This is a genomic window from Pseudomonas sp. RC4D1 (assembly GCF_018390395.1).
GTDB lineage: Bacteria > Pseudomonadota > Gammaproteobacteria > Pseudomonadales > Pseudomonadaceae > Aquipseudomonas > Aquipseudomonas danubii.
In genome coordinates, this window is the sequence record NZ_JAHBAW010000001.1 from 948,341 (window position 1) to 963,899 (window position 15,559).

Sequence of the window (15,559 nt, forward strand, 5' to 3'; positions counted from 1 at the left end):
GTCCTATGTCCACCGCCATCCGCCCCTCGGCCTGCCCGGGGTTGCTGCGCATTGTCCCGGCGCTGGACGGCGGCATCTGCCGGATCAAGCTGGCGGGCGGCGTCATCAGTGCAGCTCAGGCAGCGGCGGTGGCCGAGGCGGCGCAGGCTTATGCCGGCGGTGTGATCGAGGCCACCAACCGCGCCAACCTGCAGATTCGCGGGATCGGCGCCGAGCACCAGGCATTGATCGACAAACTGCTGGCGGCCGGCCTGGGACCGACCACCGCCGCCGGCGACGATGTGCGCAACCTGATGCTCAGCCCCAGCGCCGGCATCGACCGGCAATTGCTGATGGACACCCGGCCCCTGGCCGGGCAGATCCTCGAGACCTTGCAGAGCCACTCGCGCTTCCATGAACTGTCGGCCAAGTTCGCCGTGCAGCTCGATGGCGGCGAAGCCCTGGCCATGCTCGAACATCATCACGATCTGTGGCTGGCCGCCTTGGTGCGGGAGGGGCAGTTGCTGTTGGCCTTTGGCCTGGCGGGCAGCCCTGTGGATAAACCCTTGGCGGCAGTACCCCAGGAACTGGGCCATGAACTGCTGGTGGCGGTGCTGGAGCTGTTTCTCGAGCTGGCCACGCCCGAGCAGACGCGGATGCGCCACCTGTTGGCGCAGGTGCCGGTGGCGGATTTTCTTGCCCAACTGAACCTGCGCCTGAGCCGGCCCTTGTTGAGTATCGACGGCTGGCAGCGTCCGGCCTCGGTCGCTGGGCTGCACCTGGGAACTTATCCACAGCGTGAACGCGGACAGGTCTATGTCGGTGCGGTTGCGCCCCTGGGGCGCCTTGATCCCTTCATGCTCAAGGGCGCTGCGCAACTGGCCGAACAGTACGGCGACGCCAGCCTGCGCTTCACACCCTGGCAGAGCCTGCTGCTGCCCGGCATTGCCCCGGCGGATGCTCCCGGGGTCACGGCACGTCTGGGCCAACTGGGCCTGTTGTGCAGCCCTGAACAATCCCTGGCCCACCTGATTGCCTGTACCGGCTCCAGTGGCTGCGGCAAAGCCCTGGCCGACACCAAGGGCGATGCGCTGAAGTTGGCAGCCCTGCTCCAGGGCCATGGCCGTCAGCAGGCGGTGCATTTGTCGGCCTGCTCCCGTTCCTGCGCCGCCGCCCATGTGGCGCCGGCCACCCTGCTGGCGACGGCCCCAGGGCGTTACGACTTGTATCTACGCGATGCAGCGCAGCCGGGTTTCGGCGCGCTGCACGCACGCAACCTTTCTATTGAAGCGGCAGAGGCACTGCTTGATGCCCGCCCACGGAGCCACCTAGATGATTGATTACATCCGCGACGGTCAGGAGATCTATCGCAACTCCTTCGCGATCATCCGCGAAGAAGCCAAGCTGGATCGCATTCCCGCCGACCTGGAAAAACTCGCGGTACGGGTGATCCACGCCTGCGGCATGGTCGAGGCCATCGATGGCCTGCAATTCTCCGCGGGCGCCGGCAAGGCCGGGCGTGATGCCCTGGCCGCCGGGGCACCGATCCTCTGCGATGCGCGGATGGTCTCTGAAGGCATTACCCGGGCACGCTTGCCGGCCAACAACAAAGTGATCTGCACCCTGCGTGATGACAGCGTCCCGGAGTTGGCCCGAGAGCTGGGCAACACCCGCTCGGCGGCGGCTCTGGAGCTCTGGCGTCCGCACCTGGAAGGCAGCGTGGTGGTGATCGGCAATGCGCCCACCGCCCTGTTCTACCTCCTGGAAATGCTCGACGCCGGCGCGCCGAAACCGGCGCTGATCCTCGGCTTCCCGGTGGGCTTCGTCGGCGCCGCCGAATCCAAGGCGATGCTCGCCGCCGACAGCCGCGGCGTGCCCTTTGTGATCATGCAGGGTCGCCTGGGCGGTAGCGCCATGGCCGCCGCCGCCGTCAACGCCTTGGCCACGGAGATCGAATGATGCAGCAACCTGGACGTTTGATCGGCCTTGGCGTGGGTCCTGGTGATCCGGAGCTGATTACCCTGAAGGCCCTGCGCCTGCTGCGCGAGTCGCCGGTGGTGGCCTACTTCGTGGCCAAGGGCAAGAAAGGCAACGCCTTCGGCATCATCGAAGGGCACCTGCAACAGGCCCAGACCCTGCTGCCGCTGGTGTACCCGGTGACCACCGAAGTGCTGCCGGCGCCGCTGTCCTACGAGCAAGTGATCAGCGATTTCTACGACAGCGCCAGCCAGGAGCTGGCGCTGCATCTGGATGCCGGTCGGGATGTGGCGGTGATCTGCGAAGGCGACCCGTTCTTCTACGGTTCCTACATGTACCTGCACGATCGTCTGGCCGAGCGTTACCAGGCCGAAGTGGTGCCCGGGGTGTGCTCGATGCTGGGCGGCGCGTCGGTGCTGGGCGCGCCGCTGGTGTATCGCAACCAGAGCCTGTCGGTGCTTTCGGGCGTGCTGCCCCATGACGAACTCAAGCGGCGTCTGGCGGACGCCGACGCGGCGGTGGTGATGAAGCTGGGGCGCAATTTCCCCAAGGTGCGCCAGGTCCTGGAAGAGCTGGGGCTGGCGCAGCGTGCGCTGTACGTCGAGCGCGCCACCATGGCCAACCAGAAGATCGTGCCGCTGGATGACGTGGAACCGATGTCCTCGCCGTACTTCTCGCTGATCATCGTGCCCGGCGAAAGGTGGCAAGGCTGATGGCCCGTTCAATTCCGGCCATCGTCATCCTGGGCCAAGGCAGTCTCGACACCGCACGGCAGATCCAGCGGCTGTATCCCGATTCGTTGATCCACGGTCTGGCGGAACGGGTCGAAGGCGCTGATCGGATCTACCACGAATTCGGCGCCACCTTGCGCCAGCTGTATCAACAGGACACGCCCATCATCGCCCTGTGCGCGGCTGGGATCGTGATCCGCACCCTGGCCCCGCTGCTGCTGGAAAAAGGCGCCGAACCGCCGGTGCTGGCAGTGGCCGAAGATGGCAGCGCCGTGGTGCCGCTGCTGGGTGGCCTGGGCGGCGTCAACGTCATGGCCCGGGAAATCGCCGCGGGCCTTGGCGTGGCTGCGGCCATTACCACCAGTGGCGAACTGCGCTTCGGCACCTGCCTGCTCAACCCGCCCAGCGGTTATGCCCTGGGCGACCTGGAGCTGGGCAAGCGTTTCGTTTCCGACCTGCTGGGGGGCGAAAGCGTGCGCATCGAAGGCGCCGCGCCCTGGCTGGCCGCGGCCAAGCTGCCCGAGAACGATCAGGCCCGCCTGACCATCCGGGTCGGCTCTGCCGAGCGCGAGCCTGCGGCCAATGAGCTGCTGATCTACCCCCGCAGCGTCCTGGTCGCTTGCCGTAGCGGCCAGCTTGCTGGCGAAAGCGATACCGGCCTCGCCACCCACATCCGTCAGGCCCTGCATCAGGCGCGAATTGCCGTGCAGTCCGTCGCCTGCCTGCTGGCGGCCGACAGTGACATGGCTGACCGCGCCCTGCATCAGGCGGCTGCGCAACTGGGTGTGCCGCTGCGTTTCCTGCCGGCCGCCGGCAGTGTCGTCGAACTGGCACAGCAAGCCGTGCCGCAATTGCTGCCGCCGCTGAAGGTGGGGGACGACATCGCCATCGCCGTGGCCAGCCAGCCCCTGGACCCTGAGCGGATCGGTCGTCCCCGCGGACGCCTGGCAGTCATCGGCCTCGGTCCTGGTGCTGCCGAACTCATGGTGCCGGCGGTGAAAGCCGAACTGGCCCGGGCCAACGACATCCTCGGTTATGAAACCTACGTGCGCATGGCCGGGCCGTTTCGCGCCGATCAGGTGATGCACTGCACTGACAACCGCGAAGAAATGCAGCGCGCCCGGCACGCCTTCGAACTGGCGGCCCAGGGCCGTTCGGTGGTGGTGGTGTCGTCCGGTGATCCGGGGGTGTTTGCCATGGCCGCGGCGGTCCTGGAAGCCCTGCACGAATCCAGCGATCCGGCCTGGCATCGTGTCGACCTGGAGATCCTCCCGGGCGTCTCCGCCTCACTGGCCACCGCCGCCCAGGCCGGCGCGCCGCTGGGTCATGACTTCTGCGTGCTGTCGCTGTCCGACAACCTCAAGCCCTGGGACATCATCGAGAAGCGCCTCGATCTCGCCTCCCAGGCCGATCTGGCCCTGGCCTTCTACAACCCGATCTCCCGTTCCCGACCCTGGCAACTGGGCCGCGCCCTGGAGATCGTGCGCCAGCACCGCACGCCGCAAACCCCGGTGGTGCTGGGGCGCGACATTGGCCGTCCGGGCCAGACCTTGCGGGTGATCACCCTGGGCGAGCTGACCCCGGAGCAGGTGGACATGCGCACCATGGTGCTGGTGGGCTCTTCCACCACCTGCGTCTTCCCCCGGGCCGAGGGTGGCGAGTGGGTCTACACCCCGCGCTGGTACGGCAATAAACCCTTGTAGGAGCCGGCTTGCCGGCGAAGGCGCTCGCAAGATCGCCATCGCCGGCAGCGGCTTCTAGCGCGCAGGGTCCTCATCCTCATCCTCATCCTCATCCTTGTCCGTGGCGGTCAGCAGCCAGGTGATGAATTCGAAGAAGCTGGCCCATCTGGCGGGAATGCGGCCGGCGATAAAAGCTTCCCGGTCGCCCAGGTCGAAATCCCAGACGCCACCGCTGTCCTTGTCCAGCAAGTAGCCGCCTTGACCTTGCAGTGAGGTGAGGGCGATGAAGTTCTTGGGCAACTCCCAGACTTCATGAATGAACTCGGTGCTCATCAGGATTTCATCACTGGGCCCGTCGATATTCATCAGCGCTCCGTAGCTCACTCGGTCTAAGAAGTCGGCGGGGTGACAGGTCAGGTAGATCTGCGCGAACTCGCTGTCCAGGGCAATCCCCAATGTTGCCAGCGCTCGGGTGACCTCGGCGGTGTCGGGGCGCGGGCGGAAGCGGGGCTGGGCTTCGATCAGGGCGATCAACTGCGGGGGAATCATGGGTTGTCCTTGCTGATGTGTGGCCACTTATCCAAGGGCAGGCGGCCCTGCTGCTGGGCAAAGTGTTCCCGGGCCTGGCCCAGGGTTTTGTGGTTGGGTCCGCTCAGCACATCCAGCGCCTGGCTGCCGTCGTCCTCCCAATGGCAGAGGTCGCAGATCTGGTAGTCGCCCCGCGTCGAGAGGGTTAGATAACCGCAGCAGGGACAGGCCTCAAGGTACTCGATGTCCGCGCTGACGGCGTAGTCGCCCAGCCCGGCTTCACGCAGGCAGCGCCTCAGGTACAGCTGGGTCACGCCACGATACTCGGCGCGCAGGGCGACCAGCAGCAGGGCGTCGTAGCGCGGGTCTTGCGCATCGTCCGGGGGCTCCGGTTGCGAGATGAGCTGTTGCTGCAGGTCGGGTGGCAGTGTCGCGAATTCAAGGTTGTCGCTGTCGATCCCCCACCAGTCCAGGAGCAGGGAAGCCCGAGCGGCGAGGTCGAGGCCGGGCAGCCTGTGTGTGCTCAGGAGGTCGATGGCGGCGGTGGCGCTCAGTTTTTTCATTGGGCTCGGTGTGGGCGGGCGGTTCATGGCCAGACCAGGGTCAACTGATCGGGGCGCTCGACAGGGACCCGCACGGTGACGCCGGAGGTCGACTCGGCATGGATCTGCTGGTCGTGGATCTCGACTCGGCAGAAGGGATTGGTTTCGCTGAGGACAAGCAGCCAGATCAGTGCATCCGTGTCCTTTTCCAGCAAGGCCAGGAAGCCGTCGCCGCCGTGCCCGGCGGTCTCACCGCACTGGGCATGAAAGGGCTGCGGGCCTTCGGTGGCAAACCCCAGGGTGGTGACGAAATCAGGTTCATCCCTGCCTGGGAAGTCCAGGGCCGGCATCCAGACTTTGTTGCTCAGCCGGGGATGTTCGTAGCGCAGGTCGAACAGGCAGTAGAACCCGCTGTTGAGGACCAGGGTGTTTTCCCGGGGGAAGTACCCGGCCTGCCATTGTTCCTGGATAAAGGCCGTGTCGGCGCTGTAGGGCATGGTGCGGTTCCTGCTCCTGCTGGGAAGGTTTCCTACAGTTTCGAGACCTGGCGGACCTAAGGGACCAGGTAACCCCTTACCCCGGTAAAGATGATCTGTGCTGCCAGGGCACAGACGAACAGTCCCATCAGCCGGCTGACGATCTGCAAGCCTTGGTCGCCAAGGATGCGCTCGATGCGGTTGGACAGGTACAGCACCACGCCCACGGTGAGGCTGGCCAGGGCGATGCTGAGAATGGCGGTGAGCTTGTCGTCCCAGTGGGGCTGGCTGACCCCCATCACCAGCAGGGCGCCGATAGTGCCCGGGCCCACGGTCAGGGGAATGGTCAGCGGCACGATGGTCACGTCCTGTTGCACGTTGTCGGTCTGTACAGCCGACTTGCCCTGGGCCATGCCCAGGGCCGAGATGAACAGCACGCTGCCGGCACCGATGCGGAAGGCGTCCACGGTGATGCCGAACACGCTGAAGATCACCCGCCCGAACAGGTACAGCAAGACGCTGGAAACCAGGGTGGCCAGGGCGACTTTCCAGGCCAGGCGTCGGCGCTCCTTGGAGGAGTAGCCGCGGGTCAGGCTGATGAAGCATGAGAGGACGAAGAACGGGCTATAGAGCACCAGCATCTTCAGGTAAACGCTGAACAGCACGTGGAGCATGGCGGGAGCTCACGACTAGGGAGGGCGAGCCAGAGTTTAACAGGCGCCGCGCAGGCTGTCGGCTCAACTGGTGTGCGCGGTGCTGCGCTCGCGCAGGTCGCGCTGGGTGACCCAGTGTTCCACCAGCTCGCGCAGTTGCGACAACTCCACCGGCTTGGCCATGTGCCCGTCCATGCCGGCCTGGCGCGCGCGCTCCTTGTGCTCGGCGAGGATGTGCGCGGTCAGCGCCACCACCGGGGTGCGCACCCGTTGGTTGCCGACTTCCCAGGCCCGCAACTGCTGGGTGGCGGAGAAACCGTCGAGCACCGGCATTTCGCAGTCCATGAGCACCAGGTCGTAGCGCTTGGCCTTCATTGCCTGCAAGGCCTCTTCGCCGTTGCTGGCGGTGTCGGGCTGCAGATTGAGCTTGCCCAGCATGCCGCGGATGACCTTGGTGGAGATGCTGTTGTCTTCGGCCACCAGGATGCTGAAGTCGCTGGGAACGGTGATCGGCGCCGGACCCGGTGCCGGGTTCAGGGGCATGTTGTAGGGCGCGGTGGGGGCCTTGTCGCGTTGGCTGAGCTCGTCGGCCAGAGTGGTCTTGAGGGTGTAGCCGGCCACCGGCTTGGCGAGGATGCGCTTGATCCCGGCATTGCGCGCAATCACCTTGCTCGGCGCGTTGCTGATGCCGGTGAGCATGATCAGCAGGATGTCGTGGTTCAGGCTCGGGTCTTCCTTGATCTTCGCCGCCAGCTGCATGCCGGTCATGCCGGGCATGTTCTGGTCCAGCAGCACCACATCGAAGTAGTCCCGCAGGTGCGCCTTGGTCCGCAGCAGGGCCAGGGCTTCCTTGCCCGAAGGCACGGCGCTGACGTTCAGGCCCCAGGCGCTGCATTGCTGCACCAGCACCTTGCGGCAGGTGTCGTTATCGTCCACCACCAGCACCCGCGCGCCCTGCAAGGGGCCGTCGAGGTCGGCGGTGGGATGTTCCAGGCGCTCGGCGTCCAGGGGCAGGGTCAGCCACAGGGTGCTGCCCTGGTTGGTGCCGCTCTTGATGCCGAACTCACCGTGCATCAGCAGGATCAACTGGCGGGCGATCACCAGTCCCAGGTTGCCCCCCAGGCGGGTGGTGGCGAGGAAGTTCTTGCTGTGCAGTTCGGTGTGCAGCAGCGCTTCGCGCTCCTCGGTATCCATGGGCTGGCCGCTGTCTTGTACGGCAATGCGCAGGCGCGGTTTGCTGCTGCGCTCGTCGAGGGCGACGACGATCAGCACTTCGCCTTCGTCGGTCTTCTTCAGGGCGTTTTCCAACAGGCTCAGCAGGGCCTGGCGCAGGCGCGTCGGATCGCCGCTGATGACCCGCGGCACCTGGGGCTGGATGAAACTGATCAGCTCGACGTTCTGCTGTTCGGCCTTGGCCCGGAAGATACTCAGGCAATCCTCGATCAGGGCGTTGAGGTCGAACTGCACGTCGTCCAGTTCGATCTGCCCGGACTCCAGCTTGGAGATGTCGAGGATCTCGTTGATCAGGGTCAGCAGCTCGTTGCCGGCACTGTGAATGGTCTGCACATAATCACGCTGCTTGACCGACAGCGGGGTGCCCAGCAGTAACTCGGTCATGCCCAGCACACCGTTCATCGGCGTACGGATCTCGTGGCTGATCTTGGCCAGGAACTCGGCCTTGGCATTGATCTCGGCGGTGCTGGCGGCCAGGTCGCGGCTGACACTGAAGCGGTTCTCGGTGATGTTGCGCTGGCGTTCGCCCAAGGCAATGCTCATCAGCAACCCGGCGATGCACACCACGCTCAGCAGGGTGACGATCAAGCCTTGCGGCGCTACCAGGGTCAGGCCCAGCAGCGCCGGGAGAATCACCAGGGTGCCGAGGTTGAAAATCACCATGGCGGTGACGAACAGCCGGGCCGGACGATAGCCCTGGTGCCAGTGGTAGGCGCCAACGAACAGCATGCTCAGGCCGGCCAGGGCCACCAGGCCGTAGGTGATGATGTTCAGCGGCAGGGTGTTGACGAACAGCAGCAACAGACCGAACAGGCCGATCAGCAGAATATTGCCCAGCAGCAAGCGGTTCAGCGGGTGCGGGCCCAGTGGAGCGAAGAAGCGGTAGGCGAACATCATCCCGCAGGGCGCGGTCAGCAGCAGGGCCACGTAGGCGCCCGGTGTCTGCAACGCTTGCCAGTCCGGTAGCCAGGGACCGAGCAGGTTCAGCAGCATCAACAGGCTGAGGGTCAGCAGGCCTTCACAGGCTGCCAGCCACAGGCTGCTGCGTGAACGGGTGTAGGCGAAGCGGGTGAGGTTGTGCAGGATCAGCATCGCCAGGCAGCCGAACAACAGGCCGTAGATCAGCGTCTGGCTCTGGTCGGCGGCGCCCATCACAGCCGATTGCAGGGTGATGTAGGGACGCAGTTCATGTTCGGACACCAGGCGCAGATAGACGTCCAGCGGCTTGGCACTTTGCGGCAGTGGCAGCATGAAGTCGCTGCTGGGCAAAGGCTTTTGGGCTTGCGACTGGCTGGCGCCGGTGTTCACTTGTTCGATCAGCTTGTCGCCGTCGAGCACGTAGAGATTCAGGTGGGACAGGTCGGGGGCGAAGATCCGCAGGATCTGCTCGTGGGTTCCCGGTTGGAGCTTGAAGCGCAACCACAGGGCGCCGTCGGGTTCGGCTGCGGTCAGCTTGTCCAGTTCGATGGGGCTGAATTGGTTGGTGTAGCGCGGGGAGCGGATATCACTGAGCTGTAGGTCGGCCTGTTCGTCGAGCAAAACCGCCCAGCCACTGCCTTGAGCGGCCAGGGCCGGATTCAAGCAGAGCAAGGTCAGCAATGTGACGGTGAAGCCTAGGGCGGTCCTGAGCCAGCGCACGGCGAAATCCCTTCATTGGTTGATGCCTGATTATAACTATGCGCGGCGTGATCACCGCACGGCAAGGGCGCGAGGCCCTTGCCGGGGGGCGCTGGCAGCTTTACTCCTGGCCGCGCTCACGAGCAATGGCACGGTAGCCGATGTCGTTGCGGTAGAAGCAGCCCTGCCAGTCGATCTTGGCCGCCAGGCGGTAGGCTTGTTGCTGGGCGGCATCGACGCTGTCACCCATGGCGGTGGCGCAGAGCACCCGGCCGCCGGAGGTCACGACCTGACCGTCCTTGAGTGCGGTGCCGGCGTGGAACACTTTGCCTTCCAGTGCAGCGGCGGCGTCCAGGCCAGTGATGGCCGCGCCCTTGGCATAGTCGCCAGGATAGCCGCCGGCGGCGAGGACGATGCCCAGGCTCGGGCGTGGGTCCCACTGGGCTTCGACCTTGTCCAGGGCCTGGGCCAGGGCGGCTTCCACCAGCAGCACCAGGCTCGATTGCAGGCGCAGCATCACCGGTTGGGTTTCCGGGTCGCCGAAGCGGCAGTTGAACTCGATGACTTTCGGGTTGCCGGCTTTGTCGATCATCAGACCGGCATAGAGGAAGCCGGTGTAGACGTTGCCTTCCTCGGCCATGCCGCGAACGGTGGGCCAGATCACCAGATCCATCACCCGCTGGTGCACTTCTGAAGTGACCACCGGTGCTGGCGAGTAAGCGCCCATGCCACCGGTATTGGGGCCAGTGTCGCCGTCGCCGACGCGTTTGTGGTCCTGGCTGGTGGCCATGGGCAGCACGTTCTTGCCGTCGACCATGACGATGAAGCTGGCTTCCTCGCCGTCGAGGAACTCTTCGATGACCACGCGGGAACCGGCATCACCGAAGGCATTGCCGGCCAGCATGTCACGCACGGCTTCCTCGGCTTCGGCCAGGGTCATGGCGACGATCACGCCTTTACCGGCGGCCAGGCCGTCGGCCTTGATCACGATCGGCGCGCCTTTTTCCCGCAGGTAGGCCAGGGCCGGCTCGATCTCGGTGAAGTTCTGGTAGTCGGCCGTCGGGATCTTGTGGCGTGCCAGGAAGTCCTTGGTGAAGGCTTTCGAACCTTCCAGCTGCGCGGCGCCGGCGGTCGGACCGAAGCAGTCCAGGCCACGGGAGCGGAACAGATCCACCACGCCGGCTACCAGCGGTACTTCCGGACCGACGATGGTCAGGGAGACGTTCTTCTCAGCGAAATCCGCCAACTGCTCCAGGGCCAGGACGTCGATGGCGACGTTCTCGCACTTGGCTTCGATGGCGGTACCGGCGTTGCCGGGGGCGACGAATACTTTTTCGACCCGTGGGTCCTGAGCGACTTTCCAGGCCAGGGCGTGTTCGCGACCGCCGCTACCAATGATCAGTACATTCATTTCAAAAACCTCGGATGACGCTAATTCTGTTTTGGAACCTGAAGCGCTGCACGCCTCAGGAGGTTGCAATGACAGTGGTAGATGCAAGGCGGAGCCCACCTCGATGAGCGCAGTTGCCTGTTGGCAATGAGCATCATCGGGGTGGGCTCCAACGCAGCAGATGCCGCTGCCAGTGCGACCGTTGTCGTATCAGTGACGGAAGTGGCGCATGCCGGTGAACACCATCGCAATGCCGGCCTCGTCGGCTGCGGCAATCACTTCGTTGTCGCGCATCGAGCCGCCTGGCTGGATCACCGCAGTGATGCCGACCTTGGCCGCGTTGTCGATGCCGTCACGGAACGGGAAGAAGGCGTCGGAAGCCATCACTGCGCCCTGGACTTGCAGGCCGGCGTGTTCGGCTTTGATCGCAGCGATTCGCGCCGAGTTCACGCGGCTCATCTGGCCAGCGCCGACACCGATGGTCTGGCGGTTCTTGGCGTAGACGATGGCGTTGGATTTGACGTATTTGGCGACTTTCCAAGCGAAGATCAGGTCGTGGATCTCTTGCTCGGTCGGGGCGCGTTTGGTCACCACTTTCAGGTCATCGGCGCTGATCATGCCGATATCACGGCTCTGCACCAGCAGGCCACCGTTGACGCGCTTGTAGTCCCAGGCCGGTACACGGTCTGCCGACCACTCGCCGCAGGCCAGCAGGCGCACATTGGCCTTGGCGGCGACGATGGCGCGGGCTTCTTCGCTGACGCTTGGGGCGATGATCACTTCGACGAACTGACGCTCGACGATCGCTTTGGCGGTGGCTGCATCCAGTTCGCGGTTGAAGGCGATGATGCCGCCGAAAGCCGATTCGGTGTCGGTGGCGTAGGCCAGTTCGTAGGCCTGGCGGATGCCGCCTTCAGCGTCCGGGCTTACCGCCACGCCGCACGGGTTGGCGTGCTTGACGATGACGCAGGCCGGCTTGACGAAGCTCTTCACGCATTCCAGGGCGGCGTCGGTGTCGGCTACGTTGTTGTAGGACAGCTCCTTGCCTTGCAGCTGGGTGGCGGTGGCGATGCCGACTTCGGCAGGCTTGGCTTCCACGTAGAACGCCGCGCTCTGGTGCGGGTTCTCGCCGTAGCGCATTTCCTGGGCCTTGATGAACTGGCTGTTGAAGGTCCGCGGGAATTCGCTGCGGCCGGATGTCGAGAGGGTCTCGGCGGCCTGGTTCACGGTGCCCATGTAGTTGGCGATCATGCCGTCGTAGGCGGCGGTGTGTTCGAAGGCCTTGAGCATCAGGTCGAAACGCTGGGCGTAGGTCAGGCCGCCGGCCTTGAGGCTTTCCAGGACGCCGGCGTAGTCGCTGGCATTGACCACGATGGCCACGTCCTTATGGTTCTTGGCCGCCGAGCGGACCATGGTCGGGCCGCCGATGTCGATGTTCTCGATGGCGGTCGGCAGGTCGCAGCCGGGCTTGGAAATGGTGGCTTCGAAGGGGTAGAGGTTGACCGCCACCAGATCGATGGGCTTGATCCCGTGCTCGTTCATGATGGCGTCGTCGATACCGCGACGACCGAGGATACCGCCGTGGATTTTCGGGTGCAGGGTCTTGACCCGGCCGTCCATCATTTCCGCGAAACCGGTGTAATCCGCGACTTCCACTGCGGCCACGCCGTTGTCCTGCAGCAGTTTGAAGGTCCCGCCGGTGGAGAGGATCTCCACACCGAGGGCTTCCAGCTCCTTGGCGAATTCGAGGATCCCGGTCTTGTCGGAAACACTGATCAAGGCGCGGCGGATCGGCAGGCGGGTAGTCTGGTCGGTCATCTCAATTTCCATCAAAAGCAAAGGAGTCAGCAAAAAAGGCGACCGTTTTTTACGCGGGCGCCTTTCTGGTTTGATTGAATGCTTACAACAAATCGTACTGCTTGAGTTTCTTGCGCAGGGTGCCGCGGTTCAGACCCAGGAGTTCGCTGGCCTTGGTCTGGTTGCCCTTGACGTAGTTCATCACGCTTTCGAGCAACGGAGCCTCGACTTCGGAGAGCACCAGGTTGTACACGTCCGTGACGGCAGCGCCCTCAAGGTGGGCGAAATAATTGTGCAGCGCCTTCTCGACACTCCCGCGAAGGGTCTGGCCTTCTTCGCTGGGGGTATTGAGGTGCTGTTTCAAATTCACGTTGTCGCTCACGGGTGCAGTTCCACTCACTAAAGTCTCGGTCATCATCGTCATGCGGCCACCCCCTCTCCGTCCCCTGTTTCCAGGCTCTTGTAACGTCCGGCAAAGAACTCACGAACGTTGGCGCATTGTGCTTCCGTATCTTCCAAACGATTGAAGTGGGCGCGAAACTCCCTGGCGCCCGGCAGGGTTGCGAGATACCAGCCCACATGCTTGCGCGCAATGCGGACGCCCATGACCTCCCCATAGAAGGCATGCAGCGCGGCCAGGTGCTCTAGCAGAATACGTTCCACCTCGAACAGCTCCGGTGCCGGGAGGGTTTCACCGGTACGCAGGAAATGTTCGATTTCACGAAAAATCCATGGCCGCCCCTGGGCGGCCCGGCCGATCAACAACCCGTCGGCCCCGGTGGCGTGCAATACCTGCCGGGCCTTCTCGGGCGAGTCGATATCGCCGTTGGCAAAGACCGGAATCGACACCGCCTGCTTGATCGCGGCAATGGTGTCGTACTCGGCTTCACCGGTGTACAGGTCGGCCCGGGTCCGACCGTGGACCGCCAGTGCCGTGATGCCCGCCTGCTCGGCGATCTTCGCCACCGTCAGGCCGTTCTTGTTCTGCCGGTCCCAGCCGGTGCGGATCTTCAGGGTGACCGGTACATCCACTGCGGCCACCACCGCCTGGAGAATCTCGTTGACCAGGGCTTCGTCTTTCAGCAACGCGGAACCGGCAGCCTTGTTGCAGACCTTCTTCGCCGGACAACCCATGTTGATATCAATAATCTGTGCGCCCAACTCGACGTTGGCGCGGGCGGCGTCTGCCAGCATCTGTGCATCGCCACCGGCAATCTGTACCGAGCGTGGCTCGGGATCGCCTTCGTGGATCATGCGCAACCGCGATTTGCGGCTGTTCCACAAGCTCATGTCGCTGGTGACCATTTCCGAGACTACAAGGCCCGCGCCCAACTGCTTGCAAAGCTGACGAAAGGGCTGGTCGGTGACCCCCGCCATCGGGGCGAGAATCAAGCCGTTGTGCAATGTATATGGGCCGATGCGTACCGCCGACATAGGACTTCCCTGTTGTGGGGCCGGATCATGAGAGTTCGAAAAAGGGTTGGCATGATACCCGCTCTCGATGACCGGATAAAGGCTGAATTGGATAAAATCTGAACAGTTCTTCCGTTATCGCCCGGTGATCAATCTGAGCGATGCAGTCATAAATCTGTCGTCAATCCAGAGTTGTCCGTTAGTCTGATCAGCCGATTCACTCGGGCGAGTGGAAACTCAGACTGTAGTTCACCGCTTTCGGTCCTGGGTCGAGAATATCCAGGGCGATGTGAATCGGCGTCTGCGGTGGCATTTCCGCCACATCCTGCATCTCGCCGCCCAGGTACTCCCCGGGTTTGAAACTGCGGCTGGCAATCAGATGGCCGTTGAGGTCGGCGAAGCGCAGCTCCAGCAGAGGGAAGGGTTGGGAGAAGGGCGCGCGGTTATAGATGATGGCGTCCACCACCAGCGCCCCGCTGAATTCCGGGTGGCTGCGCACCACCAGGTTGCTGCTCTTGATTCGGGCGATATCCACCCGGGATGGCACCGTACAGCCGAGCTCCGGGCACAACTCCTGGAACCACGGCCGGTACTGGTCCTGGCGTGCGAGCTCGTCGAAGTGATACGCGACGTATTGTCCGACCAGGCCGCCGGCGGCCAGCAGGATCAGCAGCAGCCAGAGCAGGCGCCGGCCCCAGGGGGAGCGGCGTTTCTGCCAATCGAGGTGGATCGGATCGTCCACCAGGTCCAGCAGTACATCCTCCTTGACTCCGGGCTCGCTGCGTTCGCGGCGCTTCTTGCCGGGGGAGGCTGCTGGCGATGGTTCGTCGTGTTCGTCGGCGTCTGTGGACACCTGGGCCTCGAAGGGTTCCAGGTCGTCGTCATGGCGCAGTTTCGGCGTCTTTGGCTCGTCATCCAGATCCGCCAGGTTGAAGGACAGCGAAGGCTCGGTGCGACTGGGACGGACCGGCTCGGGGGCGATGTCGTCCTGATGCGCCTGGGCCTTGAGGGGGGCGGGCTCGGACTCATCGTGTTCACTGGCGCTGCCGAACAGGCCGTCGGGCCAGTGGGCTTCATCGGCGCCCTGAGGGTCGCGACGGGCACTGAGGCTGTCTTCCTGGTGTTCGCGTTCCTGGCCAAAGGCCTTGGCCGGCTGGATCTCCCGTTGCTCGAGCTTGGCCAATTCCTCGTCGAGGTCCAGGTGATCCAGGTCCATCTCGGCGGCCGACCATTGTTTCTGGCTGATGGCGCGCTGGGGAGGTGCCGCCGCCGGCGTTGGTGCGGGGGCGGGCGGCTGCTCGGGTTTAGGCGTCGCAGCTGGCGCGGGCGCGGGCGCGGTTGCCGGTTTCGCCGCCGGCCTGGACGTTGCGTTTTCCTTGGCGGCGCGCTGCTCAAGCAACTGCCGCGCGGCGTTGAACACCTGCAGGCAGGAGCCACAGCGAACCACCCCGCGGGCCACGCTCAACTGAGCATGGCTGACACGGAACCTGGTTTGGCAATGCGGGCACTGGGTGACGAAACTGTCGGTCATGCGGCCATCC

At 64.4% G+C, this 15,559-nt stretch carries 14 protein-coding genes; 4 read left to right on the forward strand and 10 right to left on the reverse strand.

The window, feature by feature from the left end:
• The first annotated feature begins 5 nt into the window (after positions 1 to 5).
• From cobG to cobJ, 4 genes are read left to right on the forward strand one after another with little or no spacing between them, the layout of a single operon-like run.
• Positions 6 to 1,319, forward strand: a complete 1,314-nt coding sequence (gene cobG, locus KHO49_RS04295; protein WP_213664660.1) for a precorrin-3B synthase — start codon at positions 6 to 8, stop codon at positions 1,317 to 1,319.
• Complete coding sequence (locus KHO49_RS04300; RefSeq protein WP_102862983.1) at positions 1,312 to 1,938, forward strand: precorrin-8X methylmutase; 627 nt, start codon at positions 1,312 to 1,314, stop codon at positions 1,936 to 1,938. The genes cobG and KHO49_RS04300 overlap by 8 nt, the downstream gene beginning before the upstream one ends.
• Positions 1,938 to 2,669, forward strand: a complete 732-nt coding sequence (locus KHO49_RS04305) for a precorrin-2 C(20)-methyltransferase (RefSeq protein WP_102862984.1) — start codon at positions 1,938 to 1,940, stop codon at positions 2,667 to 2,669. The genes KHO49_RS04300 and KHO49_RS04305 overlap by 1 nt, the downstream gene beginning before the upstream one ends.
• Positions 2,669 to 4,390 carry a precorrin-3B C(17)-methyltransferase gene (gene cobJ / locus KHO49_RS04310; RefSeq protein WP_110595475.1) on the forward strand — a complete coding sequence of 574 codons (1,722 nt, stop codon included), beginning with the start codon at positions 2,669 to 2,671 and terminating at the stop codon, positions 4,388 to 4,390. The genes KHO49_RS04305 and cobJ overlap by 1 nt, the downstream gene beginning before the upstream one ends.
• Positions 4,391 to 4,444: 54 nt before the next feature.
• On the opposite strand, the gene KHO49_RS04315 is transcribed toward cobJ, so the two are convergent.
• The 10 genes from KHO49_RS04315 to KHO49_RS04360 all read right to left on the reverse strand — a co-directional run bounded on the left by KHO49_RS04315 (position 4,445) and on the right by KHO49_RS04360 (position 15,549).
• The gene (locus KHO49_RS04315) at positions 4,445 to 4,918 is read right to left on the reverse strand and encodes an SMI1/KNR4 family protein (RefSeq protein WP_213664661.1); all 474 of its coding nucleotides are present in this window, start codon (positions 4,916 to 4,918) and stop codon (positions 4,445 to 4,447) included.
• Positions 4,915 to 5,460: a CPCC family cysteine-rich protein gene (locus KHO49_RS04320; protein WP_213664662.1), complete on the reverse strand. Its 546-nt coding sequence runs from the start codon at positions 5,458 to 5,460 to the stop codon at positions 4,915 to 4,917. Before KHO49_RS04320 ends, KHO49_RS04315 begins: the two co-directional genes overlap by 4 nt.
• A gap of 23 nt (positions 5,461 to 5,483) precedes the next feature.
• Positions 5,484 to 5,936, reverse strand: coding sequence for a hypothetical protein (locus tag KHO49_RS04325; RefSeq protein WP_213664663.1), 453 nt, complete (start codon positions 5,934 to 5,936; stop codon positions 5,484 to 5,486).
• A gap of 56 nt (positions 5,937 to 5,992) precedes the next feature.
• On the reverse strand, positions 5,993 to 6,589 hold the full coding sequence (gene tspR / locus KHO49_RS04330; RefSeq protein ID WP_003171467.1) for a type III secretion system genes modulator TspR: 597 nt from the start codon (positions 6,587 to 6,589) through the stop codon (positions 5,993 to 5,995).
• A 63-nt stretch (positions 6,590 to 6,652) separates the two neighbouring features.
• Positions 6,653 to 9,439 carry a hybrid sensor histidine kinase/response regulator gene (locus tag KHO49_RS04335; RefSeq protein ID WP_102881949.1) on the reverse strand — a complete coding sequence of 929 codons (2,787 nt, stop codon included), beginning with the start codon at positions 9,437 to 9,439 and terminating at the stop codon, positions 6,653 to 6,655.
• A gap of 100 nt (positions 9,440 to 9,539) precedes the next feature.
• Positions 9,540 to 10,829, reverse strand: coding sequence for a phosphoribosylamine--glycine ligase (purD, locus tag KHO49_RS04340; protein ID WP_102862990.1), 1,290 nt, complete (start codon positions 10,827 to 10,829; stop codon positions 9,540 to 9,542).
• A 189-nt stretch (positions 10,830 to 11,018) separates the two neighbouring features.
• Positions 11,019 to 12,626 carry a bifunctional phosphoribosylaminoimidazolecarboxamide formyltransferase/IMP cyclohydrolase gene (gene purH, locus KHO49_RS04345; protein WP_213664664.1) on the reverse strand — a complete coding sequence of 536 codons (1,608 nt, stop codon included), beginning with the start codon at positions 12,624 to 12,626 and terminating at the stop codon, positions 11,019 to 11,021.
• Positions 12,627 to 12,708: 82 nt separating this feature from the next.
• A complete protein-coding gene (gene fis / locus KHO49_RS04350) occupies positions 12,709 to 13,029 on the reverse strand; it encodes a DNA-binding transcriptional regulator Fis (protein ID WP_007921650.1) in 321 nt (106 codons plus the stop codon).
• Positions 13,026 to 14,039, reverse strand: coding sequence for a tRNA dihydrouridine synthase DusB (gene dusB / locus KHO49_RS04355; protein WP_016968220.1), 1,014 nt, complete (start codon positions 14,037 to 14,039; stop codon positions 13,026 to 13,028). The genes fis and dusB overlap by 4 nt, the downstream gene beginning before the upstream one ends.
• A gap of 196 nt (positions 14,040 to 14,235) precedes the next feature.
• A complete protein-coding gene (locus KHO49_RS04360) occupies positions 14,236 to 15,549 on the reverse strand; it encodes a DUF3426 domain-containing protein (protein WP_102881948.1) in 1,314 nt (437 codons plus the stop codon).
• Positions 15,550 to 15,559: the final 10 nt, after the last annotated feature.